The following is a 23,644-nucleotide window of genomic DNA, read 5'->3' on the forward strand; positions in this document are numbered from 1 at the left end:
TACACGGCAAAGGTTGCGGAAGTCTCTAAGATCAAATTCCTTAGAGATCGGGGAAGAGGGGAATGGAGTCCCCAGCGGCGAGGGTGACAATGGCCCGCTTGTAGTGAGCCCGGTTGCCCACAAAGCGACCATAGCGGCGCTTCTTTTTGGGAGGGTTGTAGGTGTTCACAGAGACCACCTTGACCTCAAACAGTTCTTCGATGGCGTCCGCAATATCAAACTTGGTGGCGCGGGGATCCACCTCGAAGACGTACTGGTTATTTTCCAGCAGTAGGGTAGCCTTCTCAGTCACCAGGGGGCGACGAATGATGTCAGCCAGGGTTGGCGCAGTATTAGTCACAGTAAACCTCCTGAATGGCCTCAAGGGCGGGGGACGTAATTACAATCTGGTCAGCGACAAGCAGGTCATGGACGTTGAGATTCGCCGCCGTGATCAGCTTGACGTTTTCGATGTTGCGGGCAGACAGGTAAACCAGTTCCTGCTTTTCGGAGATGATGAGCAGGATTTTGCCCTCCACATCCGCGCCCCAGCGGCCCAAAGCTTCGATCAGTTCCTTCGTCTTAGGACGCTCGAACTTATCGGCGAAGGCTTCGACCACAATCAGGTCATCCACCCGGCTTTGGAACGCGGTACGCAGAGCCAGACGCCGCTCCTTGCGGTTCATCTTGACACTGAAATCGCGAGGCTTGGGGCCGAAGGTGACACCACCGCCCCGCCACAGCGGAGAACGGTTGGAGCCAGCCCGCGCCCGACCCGTACCTTTTTGACGCCAAGGCTTACGACCACCCCCGCTCACTTCGGCGCGGGTTTTGGTGGATACCGTTCCTTGCCGTGCGTTATGCATCTGCCGCACCAGGGCACGGTGGACGATGTGAGAGGCAGTTTCTTCGCTGGCGACCTTGAGATCCAAAGTCGCGCTGCCAGCCTCTTGGCCCTCCCAGTTTTTTACGGCGCACTCAACCATTGTCTTGACCTATCCCTACAACTCCGAAAGTCTCTCAAAAATGGCCCATCTCAATGCTTGAGGGACTAGGCCTTCACCCACTTGGCCGGGGCAACACTCAACAGCGCACCGGGTTTGCCCGGAACTGCGCCCTTAATCAGCAGCAGGTTACGCTCGTTGTCTACCCGCACCACTTCCAGCTTCCGAACCGTCACCTGGGTGTTGCCCAACTGACCCGCCATCCGCTTACCGGGATAGACACGGCCAGGGGTGGTACCTGCTCCGGTGGAACCAGGCAGACGGTGGTTCTTGGAACCGTGGGCCATGGGGCCACGACGGAAGTTGTGGCGCTTTTGATAGCCCGCAAACCCACGACCGATGCTCTTGCCCGTCACGTCCACGAGCTGGCCAGCCGCGAAGGATTCAGCGGTGATGGCTTGGCCGAGTTCGTAACCGTCCGCCGCATCCACCCGATACTCCTTGAGGTGGCGCAGGGGGGCGCTGCCGGATTTTGCCAGGTGCCCCAGTTCGGGCTTGTTGAGGGCTTTTTCGGCCACTTCATCAAAACCGACCTGAATCGCCGCATAGCCATCGGTATCTGGAGTCTTCACCTGCGTGACTACGCAAGGCCCAGCCTGGACGACAGTGACCGGGACGGCGTTCCCCGCGTCATCAAATATTTGGGTCATGCCCAGCTTTTTGCCGAGAATACCGACTGCCACAGCCTTTCTCCCTAACTTACACACTACAAAATGCGCTTTCACCTTCTCAGAAGGCTGATGCGCATCTCAACTACGTCAACTTTTGAACGTCACTCAGACGCGAAAGCTCAGTGAGCTTCCTTGACTCGATTGGTCACTATTCAAAAGAAAGCTGGCTTCTGAAGGCTCAAGGAGAAGACCTGTAAAGATCTCAGCCGTTATCTGGCCCTGAACCGAAACAGCCATTTGCCAGGACTTGAGTGGTGCGCTGACCCCTCAGTATCCATTTCAGCGGCGATTTACTATATTACAGTCCTCAAATGGATATGTCTATAGTCACAACAAAAGTTTTTTGGATAGGCGATCAGGACAGGACGATTCAGTCGGCTTGACGGCACAGCGGGAGCCACACTTGCGGCAAGACGGTGAAAAATCCAGTGATTAGCCCTGATTATCGCAACCCTAGGGAATCCTGGGTGAATTGCCGTCGATATCCCGCCGCAATGGCATTACAATTTCTGTAGTGTTGGGACTGTAGTCTGAGAGAAACGCGGGCCTTGCGCTCTGCCTAGGACTACTGGACAGGGTTCTGAATCTTGGAATCAACCATTGTTATCGACGACTTGAGGGCGAGTATGGCGTTATTGACCACTGGTAAAGGGTTCATTCGTGACGTTGAAACCCACCGGGCCATTGCGGTGCGAATGCCCTTAGAAGGCGGCTTTGAGGGTCGCTATGAGCGTCGGCTGAAGGCCAAGGGCTATGAAACGATGAACCTCACGGCCCGAGGGCTAGGCGATATTGCCGCCTATTTGACCGATGTTCACGGGGTGCGTCCGCCCCACTTGGGCAAGAAGACTGTGGGCAATTCCGCCGCCGTGGGTTACACCTATTTTGTGCCGCCGATGTTGACCTATCGCCTAGAAACCCTGGCTCCCAAGGCGAAGGGCATGGTGCTGTGGCTGATCGAAGGACATATTCTTTCCCGTCAAGAACTGGCCTATCTGGTGAATTTGCCCCAAGTCGAGCCCCGCGTGCGAGTCGTCGTGGAAATGGGTGGAGAGCGCTACTTTAGCTGGGAACCCTTGGCGAACTCGCTCTAGGTCAAGCGGAACCGTTTGACGTGCCCTTCCTGCCATCTACCACCGATGTCGTGTTGCCATCGCCCTACCGTTCGCTACAGACAGGGCAGTGGGTTAAGTTGATTTGTGGTGCGAGCTATCAGGATATGCCGACCATTCGTCGGTTGGCGATGGTGTATGCCCTGGCTGGGGTGGACTGTGTTGACGTTGCCGCTGATGTGGCAGTTGTCGCTGCGGCGCGTCAGGGGGTAGCCGATGCGATGATCGTGGCAAAACGGCTGGAAGCGCAGGCGAGTCGTGCCGTTGGATCCTGGGATTCCCTTCTTCCCCAGCCGCCCCATGCTCTGACGCATCGCCTGAAGGATGATTTGCCCTGGTTGATGGTGAGTCTGAACGACAGCGCGGATCCCCACTTTCGCAAGGCCTTTTTTGATGCGGCCCACTGTCCCCCGGATTGTCCTCGGCCCTGCGAGAGCATTTGTCCAACCGATGCCATTCATTTCCCAGATCACGGGCAGGGCGGAGTGGTTCCTCGCCTGTGCTATGGCTGCGGACGGTGCATCGCGGTCTGTCCGGTTGATAACATCGTGGCCCAAGCCCACCTAGCCCGCCCCGAAGACTTCCTCCCGGAGGCGCTGAACCAGGTCGATGCCGTAGAAATTCATACCCACGTTGGGCGTCAGCGAGAGTTCGCCGCCCTGTGGCAACGTCTTGAACCCTGGAGAGGGCAGATCAAGCTGGTTTCCGTCAGTTGTCCAGACAATCCGAACATCGTGGAATATCTGAAAGCGTTGCACCATCTGATGGCACCCCTCACCCTGCCGCTGATTTGGCAAACCGATGGTCGCCCTATGAGTGGTGATTTGGGCAAAGGCACCACCCATGCCACCCTGCGTTTGGCCCAAAAAGTCCTGGCCGCTGATCTACCGGGCTATGTCCAACTGGCGGGCGGTACCAATGCCCATACCGTCCATAAACTTAGGGAACTGGGCTGGTTGAAACGGGCGAATCCCCTGAGTCCCCCGCTGGCAGAATTGTACCCTAATGACCTAGGCCATACCCCGCATCCCTGGGTGGCAGGGATTGCCTATGGCAGTTATGCCCGGACGCTGATGATGCCTCTGCTAGAAACCTTGGAGCCCTACCTCGAACCCTGGCTTCAGCCTTGGCCCCAGGCCGCTAATGGGGAGACCTTGGGTACTCATCCATCGACTTCTTCCCAATGCCCAGTGCCCCCAGCGAAAGAACCTCCAGACCGTCTAGGGGGCTTGGATGATCTGGTCGCGGCCATTGATCAGGCGCGGCACTTGGTAGGGGGAATCAAGCAGGGGCAGGAAATCACGCCCTCCGCCATGGGGAAGGTAGCTTGGGGAGAAAGCGGATTTTAGTGGATTGTCCTAGAATTATGGACATCGGTTCCAAACACTCTATGGTTAGCGATCACAGCGAACAGTCTTCGGCCAACGAATCCTCAGCGGTTGATTGGTCTGCCCCAGCCCAGCCCGCCCATGCTTCAAGTATCAGCCCAGATCACATTCATGCCCACAGTATTCACCCCAGCCCGACGGACGATCTGGATCAACTCCTAGATATTTTGCCCCCGGCCCTGCGAGATCTATTAAGACAACATCCCAATCGGCAAACCCTGGTGGAAGTGGTGCTGGATTTGGGACGTTTGCCGGAAGCCCGTTTTTTTGGTGCCGTTGAATACTTGGCAGAAACCCCCATTACCCACGCCGATTTGGAGCACTGCATTCAGCGGGTGGGAGCCTTTGGCGGCGACAATCGAGCCGGAATTGAAAAAACCCTACACCGGATTAGCGCCATACGAAACCGATCCGGCGCAGTGATTGGGCTGACCTGTCGGGTGGGCCGAGCCGTCTTTGGCACTATCGGCATGATTCGGGACTTGGTGGAAACGGGCCAGTCGATTTTGATGCTGGGGCGGCCAGGGGTGGGCAAAACCACGGCCCTCCGGGAAATTGCCCGCGTCCTTGCCGATGATTTGCAAAAGCGGGTCGTCATTATTGATACTTCCAACGAAATCGCGGGCGATGGCGATATCCCCCATCCCGCCATTGGTCGGGCTCGGCGAATGCAGGTGGCCCGCCCAGAGGAGCAGCACCGGGTGATGATCGAGGCGGTGGAAAACCACATGCCAGAGGTGATCGTCATTGACGAAATTGGCACTGAGCTAGAAGCCTTGGCCGCTCGTACGATTGCTGAGCGGGGCGTTCAGCTGGTGGGAACCGCCCACGGCAACCGCCTGGAGAACCTGATTAAAAACCCCACCCTTTCGGATTTGATTGGTGGCATCCAATCCGTCACCCTGGGGGACGAGGAAGCCCGACGCCGGGGCAGCCAAAAAAGCGTTCTAGAGCGCAAAGCCCCTCCCACCTTCGACATTGCCGTGGAAATGCTAGAACGGCAGCGGTGGGTCATCCACGACGATGTCACGATGACCATCGATAATCTGCTGCGAGGACGGCAACCGGGGATGCAAGTGCGCACCCTGGACGAACAGCAACGGGTCATGATCACCCACGAATTGCCCGGATCCGGTCGGGAGGTGGCCAAACCCTCTCGGTCAGGGATGGGGTGGCGAGCCGCAGGCCAAATGACACCGCCCAGCCCTACTCCCGCCAGCCTTGCCGCCCCAGGCCGTCACAGCCAGGGTAGCCACTACCTCAGAGCCAGTTTGGGTAGCGATGATCCCTTGCCCAAACCTGCATCGGAATGGATGGATCTGCTGGAAACGGCAGAGGATCGAGACGATCTCGGCCCCAATGGCGAGGATCTCCTGCGCCTCTATCCCTATGGTGTCAGCCGTCATCAAATTGAACGGGTCATTCAAACCCTGGGAATGCCGCTGATCATCACCAAGGATTTAGATAGTGCCGATGCAGTGTTGGCCCTGCGTTCCCACAGCAAAACCCAGGCCAAGCTCAAACACATGGCCCAGGGACGGCATCTGCCCGTACATTTAGTGAAGTCGAACAGCATCCCCCAAATTACCCGCGCTCTACAACGGTTGCTGCGCTTGGACGACAGCCCTGAAGACCTTAACCTCGAACTCTTTACCCGCAATGGCGGCGAAGATGAGCTAGAAGCCCTAGAGGAAGCCCGCCTCGCCGTGGAGCAAATTGTGATTCCCAAGGGACAGCCCGTCGAGTTACTGCCCCGTTCGGCCCGAATTCGGAAAATGCAGCACGAACTGGCGGAGCACTATCGTCTGAAGTCTCTCAGTTGCGGTGAAGAACCCAATCGACGTCTGCGGATCTATCCCGCCTGAAGACGGACACAAACCCTAGTTACCAAGGTCAAAAGCACTTGTCTCAGGCGATTCTCAGGCGATTGATCAATTTCTCGTTCGCCCCCATGGCCGGATCGCAGGGTGGGCTCATGGATCGATTTAGCTCAGAGAGTCGTGGAGACCACCGCTCAATATAAAATAAGAAGACCTGAATGACGCTTAATCGGCCCTGATCGCTGGTCGTTCGGCCTTGAAATCCTTCAAAGACGCCTATGAAAACCTTACTTTCCCGCTTATTTGCGCTGATGCTTGTTGCGGTCATTGGCCTAACTGGCTGTAGCGCTGGCACTAGCGGTATGCTCTCTGGGGACTATCGCCAAGATACCCTCATGCTGGTGGATAGCCTCAGAACCGCCATCACTCTCCCCGACGACGATCCCGCCAAGGCAGAGGCCCAAGCAACGGCCAAAGTGGTCATTAGTGACTTTGCTTCTCGCTACCGCCGGGATGCCTCCGTGGCGACCCTCAGCTCCTTCACCACTATGCGTACGGCTCTCAATGCCATTGCTGGCCACTACAGTTCCTATCCCAATCGTCCCCTGCCCGAAAAACTCAGAACTCGCGTTGAACAAGAATTGAAGCAGGTCGAGGCTGCTTTAAAACGAGAGGCTTAACCCGCTCTCACCATCCCCGTCAACCCAAAACCCGCCCTGCGCGGGTTTTTTAATTCCCCACAGCTATTCCACAGCCTGTCCCCCTCCATCCATTCACCGGGACTTCACAAGCGCTCAACCATCTAAAGGTCAATGGCCAGGTTCCGTTAATCCAGGGTTCGTGAGCGGGGAGCGGGGATCCTCAATGCCTGGAAAGGCTCAAAATCATCATTTGACGATTGGGGCATCCCTTTGCTAGGATAGCAATTCTGTAGTGAAGTGAAGTGCGAGTTGGACATGAAAGTCCGTGCGTCTGTTCGCAAAATGTGCGACAAGTGTAGGGTGATTCGCCGCCGAGGGCGAGTCATGGTGATTTGTTCTAATCCTAAGCACAAGCAACGCCAAGGTTAGCGAGGTTTAGGAGGGTAGGCCATGGGTTTACCGAGTGTAGTGTGGGAATTGGATAGTTTCGGGAACGCTCTGTCGCCCTCTTGGATTGGTGCCTTTGGCGCTAGGCGGCTGTGTGAGACGCGACTTTAGCCATCAGCATCAATGCTGTGAGATTTTAAGCTCAACGTTTGGGGAGATAGTTTAGGTGGCACGGATAGCAGGCGTGGACTTGCCACGCGACAAACGAGTTGAAATTGGCCTGACCTATATCTATGGTATTGGCCTGACCCGCTCCAAAGCAATTCTAGAGAAAACGGGTGTCAACCCTGATATCAGGGTGAAAGATCTCACCGATATGGATGTTGCTAAGTTACGGGATGCCGTTGAGAGCGACTACCAGGTGGAAGGGGATCTTCGCCGTCTAGAGAGCATGAACATCAAGCGTTTGATGGACATTGGCTCCTATCGTGGGCGTCGTCATCGGGCGGGGCTACCCGTTCGGGGACAACGGACTCGCACCAATTCTCGCACCCGTCGAGGCGGTACCCGTCGTACGGTGGCTGGCAAGAAGAAAGCGCCCAAGAAGTAATCCCCCAACCCTAGCTTTGGGTTTTGGCTCAAAGCGCCTGTGATAGGTAAAGCTCGCTGACATCCGTAGCGAGTTTTTTGACTGTCTATTAATTGTCGATGTTTACAGTGATTTAGTGACAGCACCATGGCCAAACCAACTCGAAAAACGGGTCCACGCAAGAGTAAAAAGAATATCCCCAGCGGCGTTGCCCACATTCGCTCCACGTTTAACAACACGATTGTGACCATCACCGACCAGTCGGGGGAAGCCATTTCCTGGGCATCAGCGGGTTCTAGCGGGTTTAAAGGAGCCAAGAAAGGAACCCCTTTTGCCGCTCAAACCGCCGCCGACAGTGCGGCTCGACGCGCCATGGATCAAGGGATGCGCCAAATTGAGGTGATGGTCAGTGGCCCCGGTGCGGGACGTGAAACCGCGATTCGAGCCCTCCAGGGAGCTGGTCTAGAGATCACCCTGATTCGTGATGTCACGCCCATTCCCCACAATGGCTGTCGTCCCCCCAAGCGTCGGAGGGTTTAGGGTGCTGGGATAATTGATTTGTCCAGCTAGGTCTATCGAGGATAAAGGGAGGCGGCACCGTGGCACAGTTTCATGTAGATTGCATCGAGTCAGTAGTAGAGCCCGATCAAGGGCAGTATGGGCGCTTTGTTATTGAGCCCCTGGAGCGTAGTCAGGGTATTACCGTAGGCAATGCGCTTAGGCGAGTTTTGCTCTCCAACCTAGAGGGCGTCGCGATTACCGCCGTACGGATTGCTGGGGCAACCCATGAGTTCTCTACCATTACTGGCGTTCGAGAAGACGTGCTGGATATTCTCCTCAACATGAAGGAGATCATCCTCAGAAGTCACTCCAGCCAGTCCCAAATTGGTCGGCTGCTGGTTCAAGGGCCAGCGCGAGTGACCGCTGGTCACTTTGACTTACCCTCCGAGGTTGAGGTTGTCAACTCTGATCAATACATTGCCACTGTGGCCGATGGACATACCCTCGAAATGGAGTTTCGCATTGAGCGGGGCCACGGCTATCGAGCGGTGGATCGCAGTAAGGATGATGCGACCGCCCTCGACTTTATCCAGATTGACTCGGTGTTCATGCCCGTGCGCAAAGTCAATTACACCGCTGACGAAGTCGTCGTTTCTGGATCTATGCAGAAAGACCAGCTCACCATGGATATCTGGACAAACGGCAGCATTACCCCCCAGCAGGCCATGAGCCAAGCTGCCGATATCCTGGTTAACCTCTTCATGCCGCTGAAGGATGTCACCCTTGAGCCCAAGTTTGACGATGAGGAAAAGGAAACCGACGATCCGAACAACCAGATTCCCATCGAGGAATTACGGTTGTCGGTGCGGGCCTACAACTGCCTCAAGCGGGCTCAAATCAACTCTGTTGCCGATCTGTTGGACTTTAGCCAAGAAGACCTCCTAGAGATCAAGAATTTTGGTCAAAAGTCAGCGGAGGAAGTGATCGAAGCCCTCCAGGAGCGGTTGGGAATTACTCTGCCCGTAGAAAAGGCGTCTAAAACTGCCTAGGGCTATCGTCTCGCCGTTTGCCCCAGCGGTACTGTGAGTTGTCATCGTTGTTTTTCTATTGTTCACCTGAGTTTAAGAGTTATGCGCCACCGTTGTCGCGTTCATCAACTAGGTAAGCCTGCCGATCAGCGCAAAGCCCTGCTTCGGGCACTTACTACCGAACTGATCCGCCATGGGCGAATCACCACCACCAAAGCCCGTGCCCAAGCGGTGCGAGAGGAAGCGGATCGAATGATCACCCTAGCTAAGGATGGTTCTCTCTCCTCCCGTCGCCGCGCCCTTGGCTATATCTACGACAAGCAGCTTGTCCACGCTCTGTTCACCGAAGCCCCAGAGCGCTACGCAGATCGCCAGGGTGGTTATACCCGCATCCTGAAAACCGTCAGCCGTCGGGGAGATAACTCCGAGATGGCCATCATTGAGCTCACCTAAGCATCTTCCCGGTGGTGTTCCTGCGAACCATGGAAAAGCGTTCTCCCATCCAGCGTAGCCTTGCGGCTAACCCCGTTGAGTTTGGCCAACCGACTCAACGGGTCGCCCTGGTTGTGCAGTATGTGGGCAGTCAACTCCATGGCTGGCAGTGGCAACCCAATGCTCGAACCGTGCAGGGAGAACTGGAGCAGGCACTAGCTGCCGTGGTAGGTTATCCCATTCGGGTCAGCGGTGCCGGACGTACCGATACAGGGGTTCATGCGGCGGCCCAAGTGGCTCACTTTGACGCCCCGGCCTTTATTCCTGCCCACCGTTGGGCCGATGTTTTGAATGGTCGTTTGCCCCAGGACATCCTTGTTCGTGCTTCGGTGCGGGTGGGGGAGTCATGGCACGCTCAGTTCTCGGCCCAGTGGCGACGATACCGCTATACCCTATACACTGGATCCTGCCCCAACCTGTTTGTACGCCCCTTTGTGTGGCACTACCACCACCACGATCTTGACCAAGGGCGAATTCAAGCTGCGCTGGATACACTGGTGGGTTACCACGACATGACCGCCTTTCACCGGGCGCGCTCTGGTAAGCCCCATTCCTGGGTCGATCTTCAGGAGGCACTGTGCCAACGCCGGGGGGATTTCCTCACGGTAGAACTCCAGGCCAAGGGATTTCTATACGGTATGGTAAGGCTGATTATGGGCTTGGTGGTCAAAGTAGGTCAGGGGGAAATGTCTCCCGCAAGCTTTCACCAACTTTGGCAGGAGCGGCAACGGGAACGGGTCAAATATTCCGCTCCGGCCCAGGGATTATGCCTGCTGAGGGTAGGCTATCACCCCTCTCCCTTTCCCCGCGATCTGTGGTTTGATGCCCAGCCTCAGTTTTATCTGGGTACGGTTGCTGCCTAGTCAACCAAACCTAGGGTTTGTGCGGATGCTCTCGAAAGAATGCCTAAACAACGGATAACAGTGCTATGACAACCAAAACCTACATCCCCCCCCAAGCGACCATTGATCGCCAGTGGTACGTGATTGACGCAGAAGGTCAGCGGCTAGGCCGTCTGGCGACGGAAATTGCCACCATTCTGCGGGGCAAGAACAAGCCAACCTTCACCCCTAATATGGATACTGGGGACTTTGTAATTGTGGTGAACGCCGACAAGGTAGTAGTGACGGGTCGCAAATCGACAACTAAACTCTACCGTCGCCACTCTGGGCGTCCGGGCGGGATGAAAACCGAGACCTTTGACAAACTTCAGGCGCGTATCCCTGGTCGAATTATTGAGCAAGCGGTGAAGGGAATGCTGCCCAAAACCACCTTGGGTCGTCAACAGTTCACGAAGCTCAAAGTGTATGCTGGGCCAGATCATCCCCATCAAGCTCAGTCTCCCCAAACCCTTGTTATCAACACGATTCCTGGAGAAGTGAAGTAATGCAGGTCACCGATAAATCTGAACGCGCTGTGTACTGGGGTACCGGTCGCCGCAAGTCTGCCATTGCTCGGGTGCGTCTAGTGCCCGGTAGCGGACAACTCACCATCAACAAGCGTCCCGGTGATGAGTATTTGCAGTTCAACCCGGCCTACCTGATGTCCACCAAGGCTCCCCTGGAAGTCCTGGGTCTGGAAAACGACTACGACATTTTGGTCAACGTCAAAGGCGGTGGATTGACCGGACAGGCCGATGCCATTCGCCTTGGTGTGGCAAGGGCACTGTGTGAACTGGCCCCGGAAAACCGCAAGCCCCTTAAGGTGGAAGGGTATCTCACCCGCGATCCTCGGGCTAAGGAGCGGAAGAAGTACGGATTGAAAAAAGCTCGCAAGGCTCCCCAGTTCTCGAAACGCTAATGTTCTGGGCCTCCCTCTTGGGAGGATCGATGTTCTTTTATGTCTATCATTTTTGGCACGATCTATGGCTAAGTCTGACATTCATCCCACCTGGTATCCAGAGGCCAAGGTCTTCTGTGATGGTCAGGAAATTATGACCGTGGGCTCTACCAAGCCTGAACTCCACGTCGATGTGTGGTCGGGAAATCACCCCTTCTACACGGGCACCCAGAAAATTATTGACACCGAGGGTCGAGTGGAGCGCTTCCTGCGCAAGTATGGTATGGCGGATACCTCTGCAACCAAGGCCGAAGATAAGGCTTAGCCCCAGTTCCTACGCACCATCGGCTTCCATCCCTGATATTTAAAATCGATGGGTGGAGGGTGTTGGTTGCCATCCTGACGGACCAGGCTCGCTGGATGGAGAGACGTAAGGCGGTTAGTTTTCCTTTGGCATAGGGCAGGCGTTGAACACCATGGCTGAAGCGTATTTGATTGAAAAGCTCAATTCTGTTGAGCAAACTTTCCAAGATCTAACCCGCAGGCTAGCGGATCCTGATGTCGCGCAGGATCCCAATGAGTTTCAGCGCATTGCCAAATCCCGTTCTTCCCTGGAAGAGACCGTCAACGCTTACGAGGAGTGGAAACAGACCAAAGAAGAGTTGGCGGGGGCGAGGGAAGTCTACAAAGAATCCGCCAGCGATCCTGACCTAAGGGAAATGGCGGCTTTAGAGGTGTCCGAATTAGAGGAACGCCTAGTGACCCTAGAGGGGCGACTGAAGGTGTTGTTGCTGCCCCGTGACCCCAATGATGACAAGAACATCATGCTGGAAATTCGGGCCGGGGCTGGGGGCGATGAGGCCAGTATTTGGGCCGGGGATCTCGTCCGCCTCTATTCTCGCTATGCGGAAAGCCAGGGCTGGACTGTGAAGCTCCTGAGCGAATCGGCGGCGGACATGGGGGGCTTTAAGGAGGCCATCCTAGAAATTGCTGGGGATCGGGTCTACAGCAAGCTTAAATTTGAGGCTGGAGTGCATCGGGTGCAGCGGGTACCCGTCACCGAGGCGGGGGGACGAGTCCATACCTCAACGGCCACGGTGGCGATTATGCCAGAGGTGGACGATGTAGAAGTCGAGATCGACCCGAAGGATATCGAACTGACTACGGCTCGATCCGGTGGAGCTGGGGGGCAAAACGTGAACAAGGTGGAAACCGCCGTTGACCTGTTTCACAAACCCACGGGTATCCGGGTCTTTTGTACGGAGGAGCGCTCCCAGCTTAAAAACCGGGAGCGGGCCATGCAAATTCTGCGGGCCAAGCTCTACGAAATCAAGCTGCGGGAACAGCAGGATGCTGTGACCTCCATGCGGCGTTCCCAGGTGGGCAGTGGGGATCGCTCTGAAAAAATCCGCACCTATAATTACAAAGATAACCGCGTCACCGACCATCGCCTCAACCAAAACTTTACCCTGGTTCCTGTTCTAGAAGGGGACATCGACGATTTAGTCGAATCCTGTGTTAGCCGGGATCAGCAGGAACGGTTGGAGGAACTGGCGGCGGAGTCGTCCCCGGTCTAGGGCGCTACTGGAGGGTACCCCATGACTCGATTTCTGCACATTGCCGATATTCACCTGGGGTTTGACCGCTACAACAGTCCGGAGCGTACCAAGGATTTTTTCTACGCCCTGCAAGCCACCCTGGACAAGTACGCCGTCCAGGCCGAGGTTGATTTCGTCGTAATTGCGGGGGATCTCTTCGAGCACCGCAACATTAAGCCTGCCACCCTCAACCAGGCGCAGATCTGCCTCCAGGCGCTACAAAAAGCCAATATTCCGGTCTTTGCCATTGAGGGCAACCACGATAACCGCCCCTACGGCACGACCACCAGTTGGCTGAAGTATCTTTCGGAGTGGGGGTTGCTAATGTTGCTGGAGCCCCAAGATCCCAAACTGGGGGGAGATTTTTTGGTGCCCTGGAATCCCCAAACGCGCACGGGCAGCTACTATGACCTGGACTGCGGCGTGCGGGTGATTGGGTCAAACTGGTATGGATCGACGGCACCCAGAGCGATTGAACAGATGGCAGCGGCCATTCAGGATCTACCCCCCGGCCCTGACACAACGGTGCTGATGTTTCACCACGGTCTGGAAGGCCAAATTGCCCGCTACGCTGGGGCGTTGCGCTATACCGATCTGCTTCCCCTCCGGGCGGCGGGGGTGGATTACTTGGCCCTGGGGCACATCCATCGCCAGTATGAGGCCGAGGGCTGGGTGTTTAACCCCGGATCCCTGGAGGCGAACAATGTAGAAGAAAGCGTCCATCGCCGGGGAGCTTATCTAGTTGAGGTAACGGATCAGGGTTTACGCCCGGAACTGCAAACCGATTACGTTCAACGCCCCATTCTCCGTCTGGAGGTGTCGGCCAAGGGTGACGAGACGGTCGATGAGCTACGCGCCCAATGTCACGAGGCTGTGGTAGCCGGGATGAAACGCCTGCCGGAAGGTGCGCTGAATCCCATTTTGGAACTGCGGATTACCGGACAGGTGGGCTTTGATCGACTGGAACTCGATACCCGTAGCCTACAGGAGGAACTTCGGGAGAGCAGCGAGGCGCTGTTTGTGCTGCTGAAATACGATGCCGAGGCCGTGGCCTATCAAACCCCCATTGTTGAAGGGCAAAACCGTTTAGCCATTGAACAGGCCATTTTTATGGATATGCTGGCCGCCCACCACGACTATAAAAGCAAGGCCGAACCGCTGGCCCTAGGGCTGACGGATCTCAAGGATCGACAACTGGGGGGGGCCGATGAAACCGACCTGTATCAGTTTGTTGGACAACTGTTGGATCTTGATCGGTAGCGACATCGGTAGCGACTGAAGGGGCTGGCGGTCAGGCCTCGATCCTCAGCCACAAGGACTCTACCAAAAGGCCAGCAGACTGCGCTGCTGCCAAATCATCAACAGGCCGCTGAAGGCGACGAAGGTGTAGACCAGTTGCCGAAATTGGTCAGCCGAAAGTTTGGCTAGAACGATTTTGCCGAGCCAGTTAGCCGGGATGGCCCCAAGACCAATGACTAAACCGTAGGCTAAGTGCTGGAGGCTCAGGGTGCCGAGTCCGGCATAGGCCATGATTTTGAGCAAGTGGAGGGCCACCTTATGCACGGCCTTGGTGGCCACCATGGCTTCTTTTTCTAGGCCATAGCTGAAGTAGAGGGGATTCATCGCCGGACCCGTGCTGCCAATGAGCCCCGACCCAATGGCGTTGACGAGGGCATAGGGCAGGAAGTGCCAGGTTTTGACGTTGAATCGACTCTCCTTGGGGCCAAAGAGTTCATTCAAGAACATGACAATGAGGCCCAAACCCAACACCAACTGAAGCCCCTCGGCATGGACATGGGTGAGCCCATAGCAGCCAATCGCGGCTCCAACGGCTGCGCCAGGGATGTACCAAAGGGTAAGGGACCAATCGATATGCGGCCAGAGTAACAGCCCCCGCTGGGCATTGCCTACCAGCAGCCCGATGGTGATGACGGGGGCTACGGCTTGGGCACCAAGGAGAATCGAAATCAGAGGAATGAGGATAAAAGGACTCCCTCCACCCGCTAACATGCTGATAAACCAGGCCACAAAGCTTGTGAGAAGCAAATAAAAGGCAATCATGTTCGCAGTCGGCAAAGGTGATTTAGATTTCTTTACCTAGTCTTAAGTTTAGGGGGTTGGCCTCCCCCCTGACTAGCGCAGCTCCCCCGATCCGATTCGGAATGGGGACGAGATTGGCTAGAGTATGTCCTGTGGGCCTCCTGATGTGATGGACATCGTCAACGACCTATGGCTGAGTTTTCGGAACGGCAACACCCGCCCCATGGCCCAGGGCCGAGATCCTCGACGCCCCAACCGGATGCCCTAGCAGAGGATCTCTATCGTCGGGCCGTACTGGCCTTTAAGCAAGGGCAAGATCATGACGCGTTGAATCAGTTTCAGCAGCTCATTCAACTGCCGACCGTCACACCCTCCATGCAGATCAAAGGACAGATGGGGCTGATTCTGGCGCAGAAACGTCTCGGACAGTTTGATCAAGCCCGCCAAGGGTGCCAGCAAGTCTTGGCGAGCGGGCTTCCCCAGGCGCGTCAATGGGCTGAATCGGTGCTCGCGAAACTGCCGCCTTTACCCCAAGCAACGTCTGATGCTACAGCACCCAAGTTCACGACCGCTGACGCCACCGGGTTTGTGCCCTTGGATTCGCCTGCTATAAATCCACCTGCCACCGCCCAAGCAGCCACAGCGCTGCCGTTCGATCCCACTGGATTTACCCCCTTGGCACCTCCCGTTCCAGCCACCGCCGTCCCTGGGAAAACACAGCATGAGGGCAAAACTAGGTCGCCGCTGCCCCCCGTTGCCCCCGGCCTTGGGCCAGATTTAGGCGGGCCAGATTTAGGCGGGATGGATGCCCCCCTGGTGCAGGGCTCATTATTTCATTATCAAGGGCTTAATCAAGCGATGGGAGCAGCATCGCCCGACCCTGCCCCCGCCCACCCGGAACTCCCTGACATGACGGCGATGGGCGCTGCGATTTCAGATCCTCCAGTGGCCCCGATCCCTACTGGTAGCCAACCTCTACCCCGTGGCCAAACCGCCCTGCCTCGGTCAAGCCAGCGCCAGGGACAGCGTTATTCTCCGATTAGTCCCCCCTACCAGGTCTGGGCCGCGCAAATGATCACGGTGGTGGTGGTGCTGTGGGTATCCACCACGGGGCTGCACCTGCTATTGGGCGTAATCAATACCGTGCTGAACCCGGTAACTTGGCCCATCAGCCTAGGGGGGCTACCCCTGTTGACTCGATCCTACACGCGCCCCATGGTTGTCCTGGTGCTGGGCTCGATGCTAATCAGTCCTTGGTGGATGGATTATCTCCTAGCCCAAATCTACGGGCAGCGTCCTTTAACCACCCGCCAACTGCAAGGGACACATCCAGAGATCCTCAAACGGCTGCGGCAACAATGCCAGCAGATGGGATGGTATCTGCCGGAACTGCGCCTTTTGCCGACGGCAGATCCCCTGTGTTTTAGCTATGGTTGGCGGCCTCGTCATTTGCGCATTGTGGTGAGTCAGGGGCTACTGGATAGCGGTGATGATGAGCTGTTAGGAATGTTCTATGCCTATGAACTCGCCCACATGGTGAACCAGACCACAGCCGTCCTCTCTGGCCTGGGGGGATGGCTGGTGATCTTCCACGTCCTGAGCGGGCGTTTGGCCCAGTGGAGCGAGGGGGCTTCCCGTCGGTTTCCCAAGGTGGCTTTGGGGGGTATGGCCTGCCTTTGCTATGGCTTATTTTGGAGTTTGCGGCGAGGCTTGCTGTGGCTCTCCCGACGGCGCAGCGACTGGGCGGATCACCGAGTTGAAGCCCTTACCCAACGGCCCGACCTCCAGCAGCAACGGTTACGCTGGCTGACGCTTCAGCTTCCGGCTCACCTGGCCCAGCGGAGCCATCTACATCCCCTTTGGGAAAGCTTGGATATTTTGATGCCCCTGAGTCCCCAATCGGCCCTCAGCCCCGGCAGCTTGATCCCGACCCTGGGCGAATCGGCCACGGTACTGAATGACTGGATCAACCCCTATCGCCACTGGCTCGTGGGTGGAGCGTCCCATCCTCCCCTGGGGGAGCGCCTGCACTGGCTCAACCAGCGGGCCATCCAGCGACAGCAACCGACCCTGGATCTGACCGAGCCGACGCTGCCGATTCTGCCTACGGTCTCGCTGCCTCGGCTGATGTGCCAAAAAAGTCCGGTGTTGGGCCTGATTCTCGGCAGTGGCATTGCCCTGATCTTTTGGTTTGTGGGGGGGCTGGTGCTGCGGCTGAATTGGTACCGCCTGAGCTGGTGGTACCAGGATGAAAGCTTGCTCTACGGTGGCATTCTGCTAGGGCTGGGCCTGGGGCTGTTGACCCGAATCAACACCCTCTACCCCGATATTCCCACCACTCAAGCCCCCGTTTCCGACGCCAAATGGCTGCTGGGAAAACCGGATCAACTGCCCGTGGAAGGGGAACCCTGTCGGCTTTCGGGCACGTTGATCAACCCCCTAGGTACTAACCAAGACAAAGGGTTCTTCTCCCATACCCTGTATCTCAAGACTTTCGATGGATTGGTGAAACTGGGCTTTTCTTCCCCCCAACCGATGCTGTGGGCCTTGCGCCCCACCCCGTCTCCCCTGAAGCCATGGATAGGCCGAGCCGTCACCGTGTCTGGCTGGCGACGGCGCAATGATGGCGTGGTTTGGGTCGATGTCGCCACCATTGGCCTGAGTTCCCAGCGACAGGCCATCCCGATTGTGGCCCCAATCTGGGCAACCCTGGTTAGCCTAGGACTATGTCTAGCAGGGGTCTTTGTGATCTTGGCTGGGGTCTAAGCTTGGTAACCAACTTATCGCCTAGATTTTGCCACCGTAGCGAAGCCCTGCAACCATCCGTAACAAGCATCGGTAAGATGGCTACTTTAGGGAGTAGGTGTCTATGCTGCCCACCTTTGCCACCGACCGCGACCACGCCCTCGCCAGCCATCTGATGCAGCCCTGTCTCATCCGCATCATCGACAACCTCCGAAAAGCCACGGAAAACCTAGACTGGCAGAGCGAATATACCCAGGCCCAACACTGGCCGGAGGGCACCACCGACGCCCAAAAACAGCAGGTGGCCGAGTTGGCCGCTCAACTGGATCAGGCCGATGCCGATACGGCTCCTGACCTGGAACAAGCCCTGCGCCAGTTGCCCACCCCTACCCCGATCTACCACCTCCGCCTCACCCAAGGCGACCGGGTGGTCACCCTGGATGTGTGGGAACTGTGCTTTCGTCTCTGCTTTGTGAATTATGTTCCCGATCAACCCGTTACGGTAGATGCTGGCTTGGTGGAAGCCGATGGTGAGATTGATTGGATTACCCTAGATGAAAAGGCCAAGACGTTAATCACGCAAGCTTTGGCGGAAGCGACGGCCTAGGCGCAAAATCTTGCCACACATCCTCTCGACTCCCCATTTTCCCCATTTTCCCCATGCTCGACCTGCACAACCACACCACCTATTCCGACGGTACTCTCTCCCCAGCAGATCTGGTGAAAGAGGCGACCACGGCGGGAGTCAAGGCGTTAGCCATTACCGATCACGACACCCTGGCGGGCTGGGATGAGGCGTTCTCAGCGGCGGGGGATGTGCTGGAAATTGTGCCGGGGGTGGAACTGAGCACCACAGAAAACGGGCGATCCTTGCATGTGCTGGGGTTTTATCCCAACCGGGATGCCTTGGATCCGGCGTTGCAGGAACGGTTGGAAGTGCGACGCGAACGGGCGGCGGCGATGGTAGAACGGCTGGCGGAACTGGGCCTTCCGATTACGCTTCCGGCGATGGAGGGCAACCGCGCACCGGGACGACCTCACCTGGCAGCGGCGATGGTGTCGGCGGGCTATGCCACGTCGATGGATGAGGTGTTTGACCGTTGGTTGGGGGATCACGGCCCCGCCTACGTGCCCTATGCGGAGTTTTCGGCGGCGGATGGCATTCGGCTATTGCGGGATTGTGGGGCGGTGCCCGTGTGGGCGCATCCCTACCTGTTTCGGGGCGGCACGGTGGAGACCGTTTTGCCAAGGTTAGTCGAAGCGGGGCTGATGGGGTTGGAGGTCTATCATCCCAGCCACAGCCCCAGTGATGTACGACGACTGGAGGCATTTTGCCAGCGCTATGGCCTGGTGATGACGGGTGGCAGCGACTACCATGGCCCCAGCCCAGATCGTCAGCGGGCTAAGGATCAGAGCCATCTCAATCAGCTTCAGTTGCCGCTGGCCTTGCTGGAACCGCTGCAACGGGCCAAAGCCTCCCTACAGGCCGCTACCCATGCTGAATAACCTGTTTGATGTGCTGGGTCAGGCGTTGCCCTGGAGCGATAGCTTTCAAGACAGCGGGTTTTGGGTGGTGTTTTTGGCGGGGCTATCCCAGGCCATTGCCCAGAGCATCATTTTGTTTGTGAACCAGGTGCGGCCCCTGCGGTTTCTGATTAGCCTGGTGTTGGCGGCGCTGCTGTTTGTGGTGGGCTATGGCACCTGGGCCTTCAGCATTTGGCTGGCCAGTGCTTGGCTGTTGGATGCGCCGATTGCGCTGGACATTATCACCCGCAGCCTAACCCTGGGTTATTTGCCGCTGACCTTGAGCTTTTTGGGAGCCTTGCCCTACCTGGGCCTGCCGATTCTGCGGCTGCTGGCGGTGTGGAGTTTGCTGCTGGTGGTCGCTAGTTTTGAGGCGTTAGCTAACCTCTCGGCCCCGCTGGTGGTGGCCCATGTGGGGCTGGGCTGGGTGGTGCTGCTGGTGCTTCAGCAAACCGTGGGGCAACCCCTGGTGAGATTTGGCCATTGGCTGACCAACAAAGTAGCCGGGGTGCAATTGGTGGTGGATCAAAACCAACTGCGGATGCTGATTAACCAGCGAGCCATGACCGAGGGCTGGGGGACATCGGAGGGGGCCGCTCCGTCGCCGGAAAACCCGTCTAAGCCCGATTTATCGGCAAATTTGGCGAGTAATAGCCCTAAGTCGTTGGATTTCGCGGATTCCTTGGATTCCGTAGAGTCCTTGGATTCAAGGGCTGATTCAGTCTTCCCAAACCCCGCACCACGGGCCACAGTTCGGACAAGGGCGACAACATCGCGCCAGCAGTGGTTAGCCAAGGCCGCCCTCAATCCTCGGGTGGTGTGGTTGCGGCGATGGCTGCGGTTGTTTGTCATCTACGGCGGCTTGGCCCTGCTGACCCTGGTGATCAGCCTCGCCCTAGAGCCTGTGCGCGACATCCTGCTGCGGGTGTTGAACCGCCTGAGCTTTACCCGCTTGCCCACGGGGCCACTGTTTGAGGTGCTTTGGATTGGTGGGCTAGCGCTAGTCGTAGCCGGATTATTAGCCCCCCTGGAAGCCCTGGGCTGGTGGGCCGGGTGGTATGGCGATCCGGTGCAAACCCTGCCCCCGCTGGACGATGGGAACCCGGTGAACCCGGAGGCTCCGGCCATTCGCCGCTACATTGTGTATTTGGACGGCATTAACCAGGCCACGGCGGACTATCAGCCAGCGGTGGCCCAATATTTGACGGAACTAGGGCAGTGCCTTCCCGCCGATATGGCCCTGGTGAAAGGACTGATGCCCTACTCGGTGCTAAACCGTTCCCTCACCCAGGGCCGACCGTTGGCCTTCTTTTGGCGCTCCACCAAGGCCCTGTCTAAACGGTTTGCGGGCTGGGTGGGGATGGTGATTAACCTGCGAAACCTAATGATTGTGGCGGTTTCTGCCGATTCACGCTACGGCCCGATCTACAACCAGGGCGTGGCCCAGCGGGTCTACGAAAGCCTGGTGCAGCAGGGCTATCCCCTCGGCGGCGGCGTGCCCCTCACCCTGATTGGCTACAGCGGCGGCGGCCAAATTGCCATGGGCATCATGCCCTTTTTGCGGCGGGCGCTGTTTGCCCCCATCGAGGTGATTTCCCTTGGCGGCGTGATCAGCGGCAACGTCCGTGCCCTGGAGGCCGAGCAGCTCTATCACCTGGTGGGCGACCGCGATAAGGTGGAACGCCTGGGGCCAATCATGTTTCCCCGTCGCTGGCCCCTAATGCGGCTGTCCTACTGGAATCGGGCCAAGCGCCAGGGCAATATCACTTTCATTTCCCTAGGCCCGGTGGCCCACCAGGTGCCGGGGGGCGTGGTGGATCCCAACGCCTTTTTGCCCGATGGTCGCAGTCACCTTCAGCAAACCGTGGATCTCACCCTGGATATCCTGGTGGGCGATCTGCGGCAACAGCTTGATCTGCAAAAGGACGACATTCTCACCCAGGGCAACTACTACCGCTACCAAACCACCGAGTTTAATCATCCCAGCTTCTATCCCCCCGGCCTTGTGCCCCCGGCCCCCTGGTATCGGCCCGTGGCCCCCTGGATGGGACGGCTGATTTTGCCGAAACTTGAAAACCGCCACCCCCAGGGCGATGTGGGGTTAGAAGTGCTCCACGCACCACCGGACTATGCCGACTGGATCGGTCAGGTGGTGCAACTTCACTGGCGGCCCGACCCCGACTTTCGGCGCGAATTTCAGATCGTCAGCCGCGACATTCACTTCAGTGCCGATGCCGAAGCTTCTCACCGGGACGGGTTGATTTTGCCGACCAGGCTCAATCACTGGCGGGTGGTGTCGCCCCTGGAATCCCTGGCGGGGGCGCGTCCGGTGGATGATGTGGTGGTGCAGTTGCCGGATCCGGTGACGGTGGAGTGGGTGCGGCCCTCACCCCTAGCCGCTCTCCCTGTGGGAGAGGGGGACAAGAGGTTGTTGCAGACTCAGGGTTTAGCGCAGACTCAGGATTTGGTGAGGAAACCGCTGCGGTTGACGGTGGTTCAGGAGCCAATTCAGACCTCCGGGCGGTTTTATGGCTTGGTGCGGTTTGTGGAGGCTGTGGATGAAGGGCCGGAGCGGTTTCGGGTGGCGCATTTCAACCCAGCTACCGGGCAGTTTGATGGCCTGATCGAAACGGTGTGGTTGCCGACGGTGGTGTTGGATAGCAACGACACTCCGGCTTCGGTGAACCAGGACTTAGACAAGTCTCCCCTCAACCAGGACGGCTGGTATATCTATGGAGCCTGTGCGGCTAGCGGCGAGTTTGTGGTGCAGTCTTTGCGGCCTCGGCGGCTGTTTCAACTGCGTCCGGGTCGGTTTCTGGGCAACCATCGCCAGGGGCGGCACTATTTGGAACGAGAATCTTGGCAAAATCTCGCAGCCAAGAAGGGCACGGTTGAATCGGTGCTGATTGATCCTCGCTGGGCCGAGGCCGAGGAAGCCGCTGCCCAGTGGCAGGAAGGGGATCAGGCATTGTTGGTGCATGTCTATGGCGGCATTGGTGGGGCCAAGGCGGAACCCGCCACCCAGGGGCCAGTGTATTTTGGCCATTTTTCTTACGGCATGGCGCGGGTGGTGCGCGAACCCATCGCCAACGAGCTTCAGTTCCAAATCCGCTACCACCAGGTCTATGCCCACAGTCGGCGCGGACTAATTGCGGGCACGCTGGACTGGACGCTGTACATGGGCGACCGCCAGTGGGGCTTTATGGGCACTCGGCCCGTGTCGGATATTTTGGTGAAATTGCCCGCCTACACCGAACCCTTTTCCTTTGTGGGCAGCGCCTGGTCGGCCCTGGATGACCTATGCCTAGAACTGGAAATCATGACCGCCCGTTACCGCATCGGCGATGGCAACGGCGTCACCTACATCGGCCCCGCCAACAACTGCGCCCAAGACTCCAACCAAGCCCTCTACGCCAGCGCCAAATATCTAGAAGACGCCATCCTAGAGCATCGCGCCAAACTCAAAGCCTGGGAAGCCCGCTATCCGCACCAAGCTAAACAACTCCGCCAACTCATTCATTTCCGCAAAGCCATCCAGCGCCGCATCCTCCCCTTCGGCAGCGCCCGTGCCGACTGGGAAACCGCCCAAGAGACCCTCGGCAGCAACCTCTCCGACTATCCCCTCAAAAACCTAGGCCGAGGACTGCTAAGCTGGCGCACCATGCTACCCCGCAAGGCCAGCGACACCATCACCGAACTCTGCCTCGACCACGGAGCCGCCCTCTGGGTTCTCCGCACCAACCAAATCGGCGGCGAAAATCCCGACATCGAACCCGTCGCCCCCTTCACGCTGTAACGGCAAAACGCAGCGGCGGCAGATAACCTTGAACTCAGCACCAGCGGCTTTCGCCCGTCCGCTGCCGTGAAGTGTTAGGCTGCGTTGTTCTCAGTGTTCTCAGTAGAAACAATCGTAATTTGTCCGCCAACTCCTAATGAGGGGTACTCATTACGGACAATCTTGCCAGTATTAGAAATACTGTAGACATATACAATAGCCTTTGGAATATTACTGCTTGCTATATAGTTCGACACCTGCTTAACGTAATCTTCCATTAGTCGAGAATTCAGAAACTTAGAACCACGAAGAAGTTTAACCTCAAGAATGACTTTTTCTATTCCTGATACTAATAGAAGATCCAGGGTAATCGCATCTAATTTGGTATAAATTGTACTTGACAGAATAGCAGGGATAGAAGTTTGAGGATTCGTTGCCCTTGAGACAGCGGAAGAGTAATGGCGGAGGGTTAATGGGAAAGCATTTCCCTCATCAAAGTGAAGCGACCCCATGGCCCAAGGCTTTGGTCAACAGGTGCTGAGTCCTCAGCAGGCCCGAGAGGCTAAGATTT

At 57.2% G+C, this 23,644-nt stretch carries 24 protein-coding genes; 19 read left to right on the top strand and 5 right to left on the bottom strand.

Going from position 1 to position 23,644, the window contains the following annotated elements; all coding sequences use genetic code 11:
- Positions 1 to 40: 40 nt before the first annotated feature.
- The 3 genes from H6G62_RS14340 to rplC all read right to left on the bottom strand — a co-directional run bounded on the left by H6G62_RS14340 (position 41) and on the right by rplC (position 1,666).
- Positions 41 to 340, bottom strand: a complete 300-nt coding sequence (locus H6G62_RS14340) for a 50S ribosomal protein L23 (protein ID WP_190496287.1) — start codon at positions 338 to 340, stop codon at positions 41 to 43.
- Positions 333 to 965, bottom strand: coding sequence for a 50S ribosomal protein L4 (gene rplD / locus H6G62_RS14345; RefSeq protein ID WP_190496289.1), 633 nt, complete (start codon positions 963 to 965; stop codon positions 333 to 335). Before rplD ends, H6G62_RS14340 begins: the two co-directional genes overlap by 8 nt.
- 65 nt (positions 966 to 1,030) lie before the next feature.
- Positions 1,031 to 1,666, bottom strand: a complete 636-nt coding sequence (rplC, locus tag H6G62_RS14350; RefSeq protein WP_190496291.1) for a 50S ribosomal protein L3 — start codon at positions 1,664 to 1,666, stop codon at positions 1,031 to 1,033.
- Positions 1,667 to 2,280: 614 nt separating this feature from the next.
- Between rplC and H6G62_RS14355 the strand changes: the two genes are divergently transcribed.
- From H6G62_RS14355 to H6G62_RS14425, 15 genes are all read left to right on the top strand, one after another.
- Complete coding sequence (locus tag H6G62_RS14355; RefSeq protein WP_190496293.1) at positions 2,281 to 2,748, top strand: NAD(P)H-quinone oxidoreductase subunit N; 468 nt, start codon at positions 2,281 to 2,283, stop codon at positions 2,746 to 2,748.
- Between the two features lie 125 nt (positions 2,749 to 2,873).
- Positions 2,874 to 4,115, top strand: coding sequence for an LdpA C-terminal domain-containing domain (locus tag H6G62_RS14360; protein WP_190496295.1), 1,242 nt, complete (start codon positions 2,874 to 2,876; stop codon positions 4,113 to 4,115).
- 41 nt (positions 4,116 to 4,156) lie between these two features.
- Positions 4,157 to 6,019, top strand: a complete 1,863-nt coding sequence (locus H6G62_RS14365; RefSeq protein WP_190496297.1) for a R3H domain-containing nucleic acid-binding protein — start codon at positions 4,157 to 4,159, stop codon at positions 6,017 to 6,019.
- Between the two features lie 233 nt (positions 6,020 to 6,252).
- Complete coding sequence (psb27, locus tag H6G62_RS14370) at positions 6,253 to 6,654, top strand: photosystem II protein Psb27 (RefSeq protein WP_190496299.1); 402 nt, start codon at positions 6,253 to 6,255, stop codon at positions 6,652 to 6,654.
- Between the two features lie 276 nt (positions 6,655 to 6,930).
- Positions 6,931 to 7,044, top strand: coding sequence for a 50S ribosomal protein L36 (gene rpmJ, locus H6G62_RS14375; protein ID WP_071527191.1), 114 nt, complete (start codon positions 6,931 to 6,933; stop codon positions 7,042 to 7,044).
- A 184-nt stretch (positions 7,045 to 7,228) separates the two neighbouring features.
- Complete coding sequence (gene rpsM, locus H6G62_RS14380) at positions 7,229 to 7,612, top strand: 30S ribosomal protein S13 (protein WP_190496301.1); 384 nt, start codon at positions 7,229 to 7,231, stop codon at positions 7,610 to 7,612.
- 126 nt (positions 7,613 to 7,738) lie between these two features.
- Complete coding sequence (gene rpsK / locus H6G62_RS14385) at positions 7,739 to 8,131, top strand: 30S ribosomal protein S11 (RefSeq protein WP_017297653.1); 393 nt, start codon at positions 7,739 to 7,741, stop codon at positions 8,129 to 8,131.
- 59 nt (positions 8,132 to 8,190) lie between these two features.
- On the top strand, positions 8,191 to 9,141 hold the full coding sequence (locus H6G62_RS14390; protein WP_190496302.1) for a DNA-directed RNA polymerase subunit alpha: 951 nt from the start codon (positions 8,191 to 8,193) through the stop codon (positions 9,139 to 9,141).
- An 81-nt stretch (positions 9,142 to 9,222) separates the two neighbouring features.
- The gene (gene rplQ, locus H6G62_RS14395) at positions 9,223 to 9,573 is read left to right on the top strand and encodes a 50S ribosomal protein L17 (protein ID WP_190496304.1); all 351 of its coding nucleotides are present in this window, start codon (positions 9,223 to 9,225) and stop codon (positions 9,571 to 9,573) included.
- Between the two features lie 29 nt (positions 9,574 to 9,602).
- Positions 9,603 to 10,475, top strand: a complete 873-nt coding sequence (gene truA, locus H6G62_RS14400) for a tRNA pseudouridine(38-40) synthase TruA (RefSeq protein ID WP_190496306.1) — start codon at positions 9,603 to 9,605, stop codon at positions 10,473 to 10,475.
- Between the two features lie 65 nt (positions 10,476 to 10,540).
- Positions 10,541 to 10,999 carry a 50S ribosomal protein L13 gene (gene rplM / locus H6G62_RS14405; RefSeq protein ID WP_190496308.1) on the top strand — a complete coding sequence of 153 codons (459 nt, stop codon included), beginning with the start codon at positions 10,541 to 10,543 and terminating at the stop codon, positions 10,997 to 10,999.
- The gene (rpsI, locus tag H6G62_RS14410) at positions 10,999 to 11,412 is read left to right on the top strand and encodes a 30S ribosomal protein S9 (protein WP_190496310.1); all 414 of its coding nucleotides are present in this window, start codon (positions 10,999 to 11,001) and stop codon (positions 11,410 to 11,412) included. Before rplM ends, rpsI begins: the two co-directional genes overlap by 1 nt.
- Before the next feature lie 64 nt (positions 11,413 to 11,476).
- Positions 11,477 to 11,716 (top strand): 50S ribosomal protein L31, encoded by a 240-nt coding sequence (gene rpmE, locus H6G62_RS14415; RefSeq protein ID WP_190496312.1) that lies wholly within the window; start codon positions 11,477 to 11,479, stop codon positions 11,714 to 11,716.
- Positions 11,717 to 11,867: 151 nt separating this feature from the next.
- Positions 11,868 to 12,968: a peptide chain release factor 1 gene (gene prfA, locus H6G62_RS14420; protein ID WP_190496313.1), complete on the top strand. Its 1,101-nt coding sequence runs from the start codon at positions 11,868 to 11,870 to the stop codon at positions 12,966 to 12,968.
- A 21-nt stretch (positions 12,969 to 12,989) separates the two neighbouring features.
- Positions 12,990 to 14,249: a DNA repair exonuclease gene (locus tag H6G62_RS14425; RefSeq protein WP_190496315.1), complete on the top strand. Its 1,260-nt coding sequence runs from the start codon at positions 12,990 to 12,992 to the stop codon at positions 14,247 to 14,249.
- A 60-nt stretch (positions 14,250 to 14,309) separates the two neighbouring features.
- Here H6G62_RS14425 and H6G62_RS14430 read toward each other — a convergent pair whose 3' ends face one another.
- Entirely contained in the window at positions 14,310 to 15,050 is a 741-nt protein-coding gene (locus H6G62_RS14430) for a sulfite exporter TauE/SafE family protein (protein WP_190496317.1), read from the bottom strand.
- A gap of 168 nt (positions 15,051 to 15,218) precedes the next feature.
- Between H6G62_RS14430 and H6G62_RS14435 the strand changes: the two genes are divergently transcribed.
- From H6G62_RS14435 to H6G62_RS14450, 4 genes are all read left to right on the top strand, one after another.
- Positions 15,219 to 17,795 carry a M48 family metalloprotease gene (locus H6G62_RS14435; protein ID WP_190496319.1) on the top strand — a complete coding sequence of 859 codons (2,577 nt, stop codon included), beginning with the start codon at positions 15,219 to 15,221 and terminating at the stop codon, positions 17,793 to 17,795.
- 103 nt (positions 17,796 to 17,898) lie between these two features.
- Positions 17,899 to 18,381 carry a hypothetical protein gene (locus tag H6G62_RS14440; RefSeq protein WP_190496321.1) on the top strand — a complete coding sequence of 161 codons (483 nt, stop codon included), beginning with the start codon at positions 17,899 to 17,901 and terminating at the stop codon, positions 18,379 to 18,381.
- 53 nt (positions 18,382 to 18,434) lie between these two features.
- Positions 18,435 to 19,280, top strand: a complete 846-nt coding sequence (locus tag H6G62_RS14445) for a PHP domain-containing protein (protein ID WP_190496324.1) — start codon at positions 18,435 to 18,437, stop codon at positions 19,278 to 19,280.
- Positions 19,270 to 23,094 carry a CAAX protease gene (locus H6G62_RS14450; protein ID WP_190496326.1) on the top strand — a complete coding sequence of 1,275 codons (3,825 nt, stop codon included), beginning with the start codon at positions 19,270 to 19,272 and terminating at the stop codon, positions 23,092 to 23,094. The genes H6G62_RS14445 and H6G62_RS14450 overlap by 11 nt, the downstream gene beginning before the upstream one ends.
- Before the next feature lie 74 nt (positions 23,095 to 23,168).
- On the opposite strand, the gene H6G62_RS14455 is transcribed toward H6G62_RS14450, so the two are convergent.
- A complete protein-coding gene (locus tag H6G62_RS14455; protein ID WP_190496329.1) occupies positions 23,169 to 23,585 on the bottom strand; it encodes a hypothetical protein in 417 nt (138 codons plus the stop codon).
- Between the last annotated feature and the right edge of the window lie 59 nt (positions 23,586 to 23,644).

It is taken from the genome of Phormidium sp. FACHB-1136, assembly GCF_014697375.1.
In the GTDB taxonomy this organism is placed as follows: Bacteria; Cyanobacteriota; Cyanobacteriia; order Phormidesmidales; family Phormidesmidaceae; genus Nodosilinea.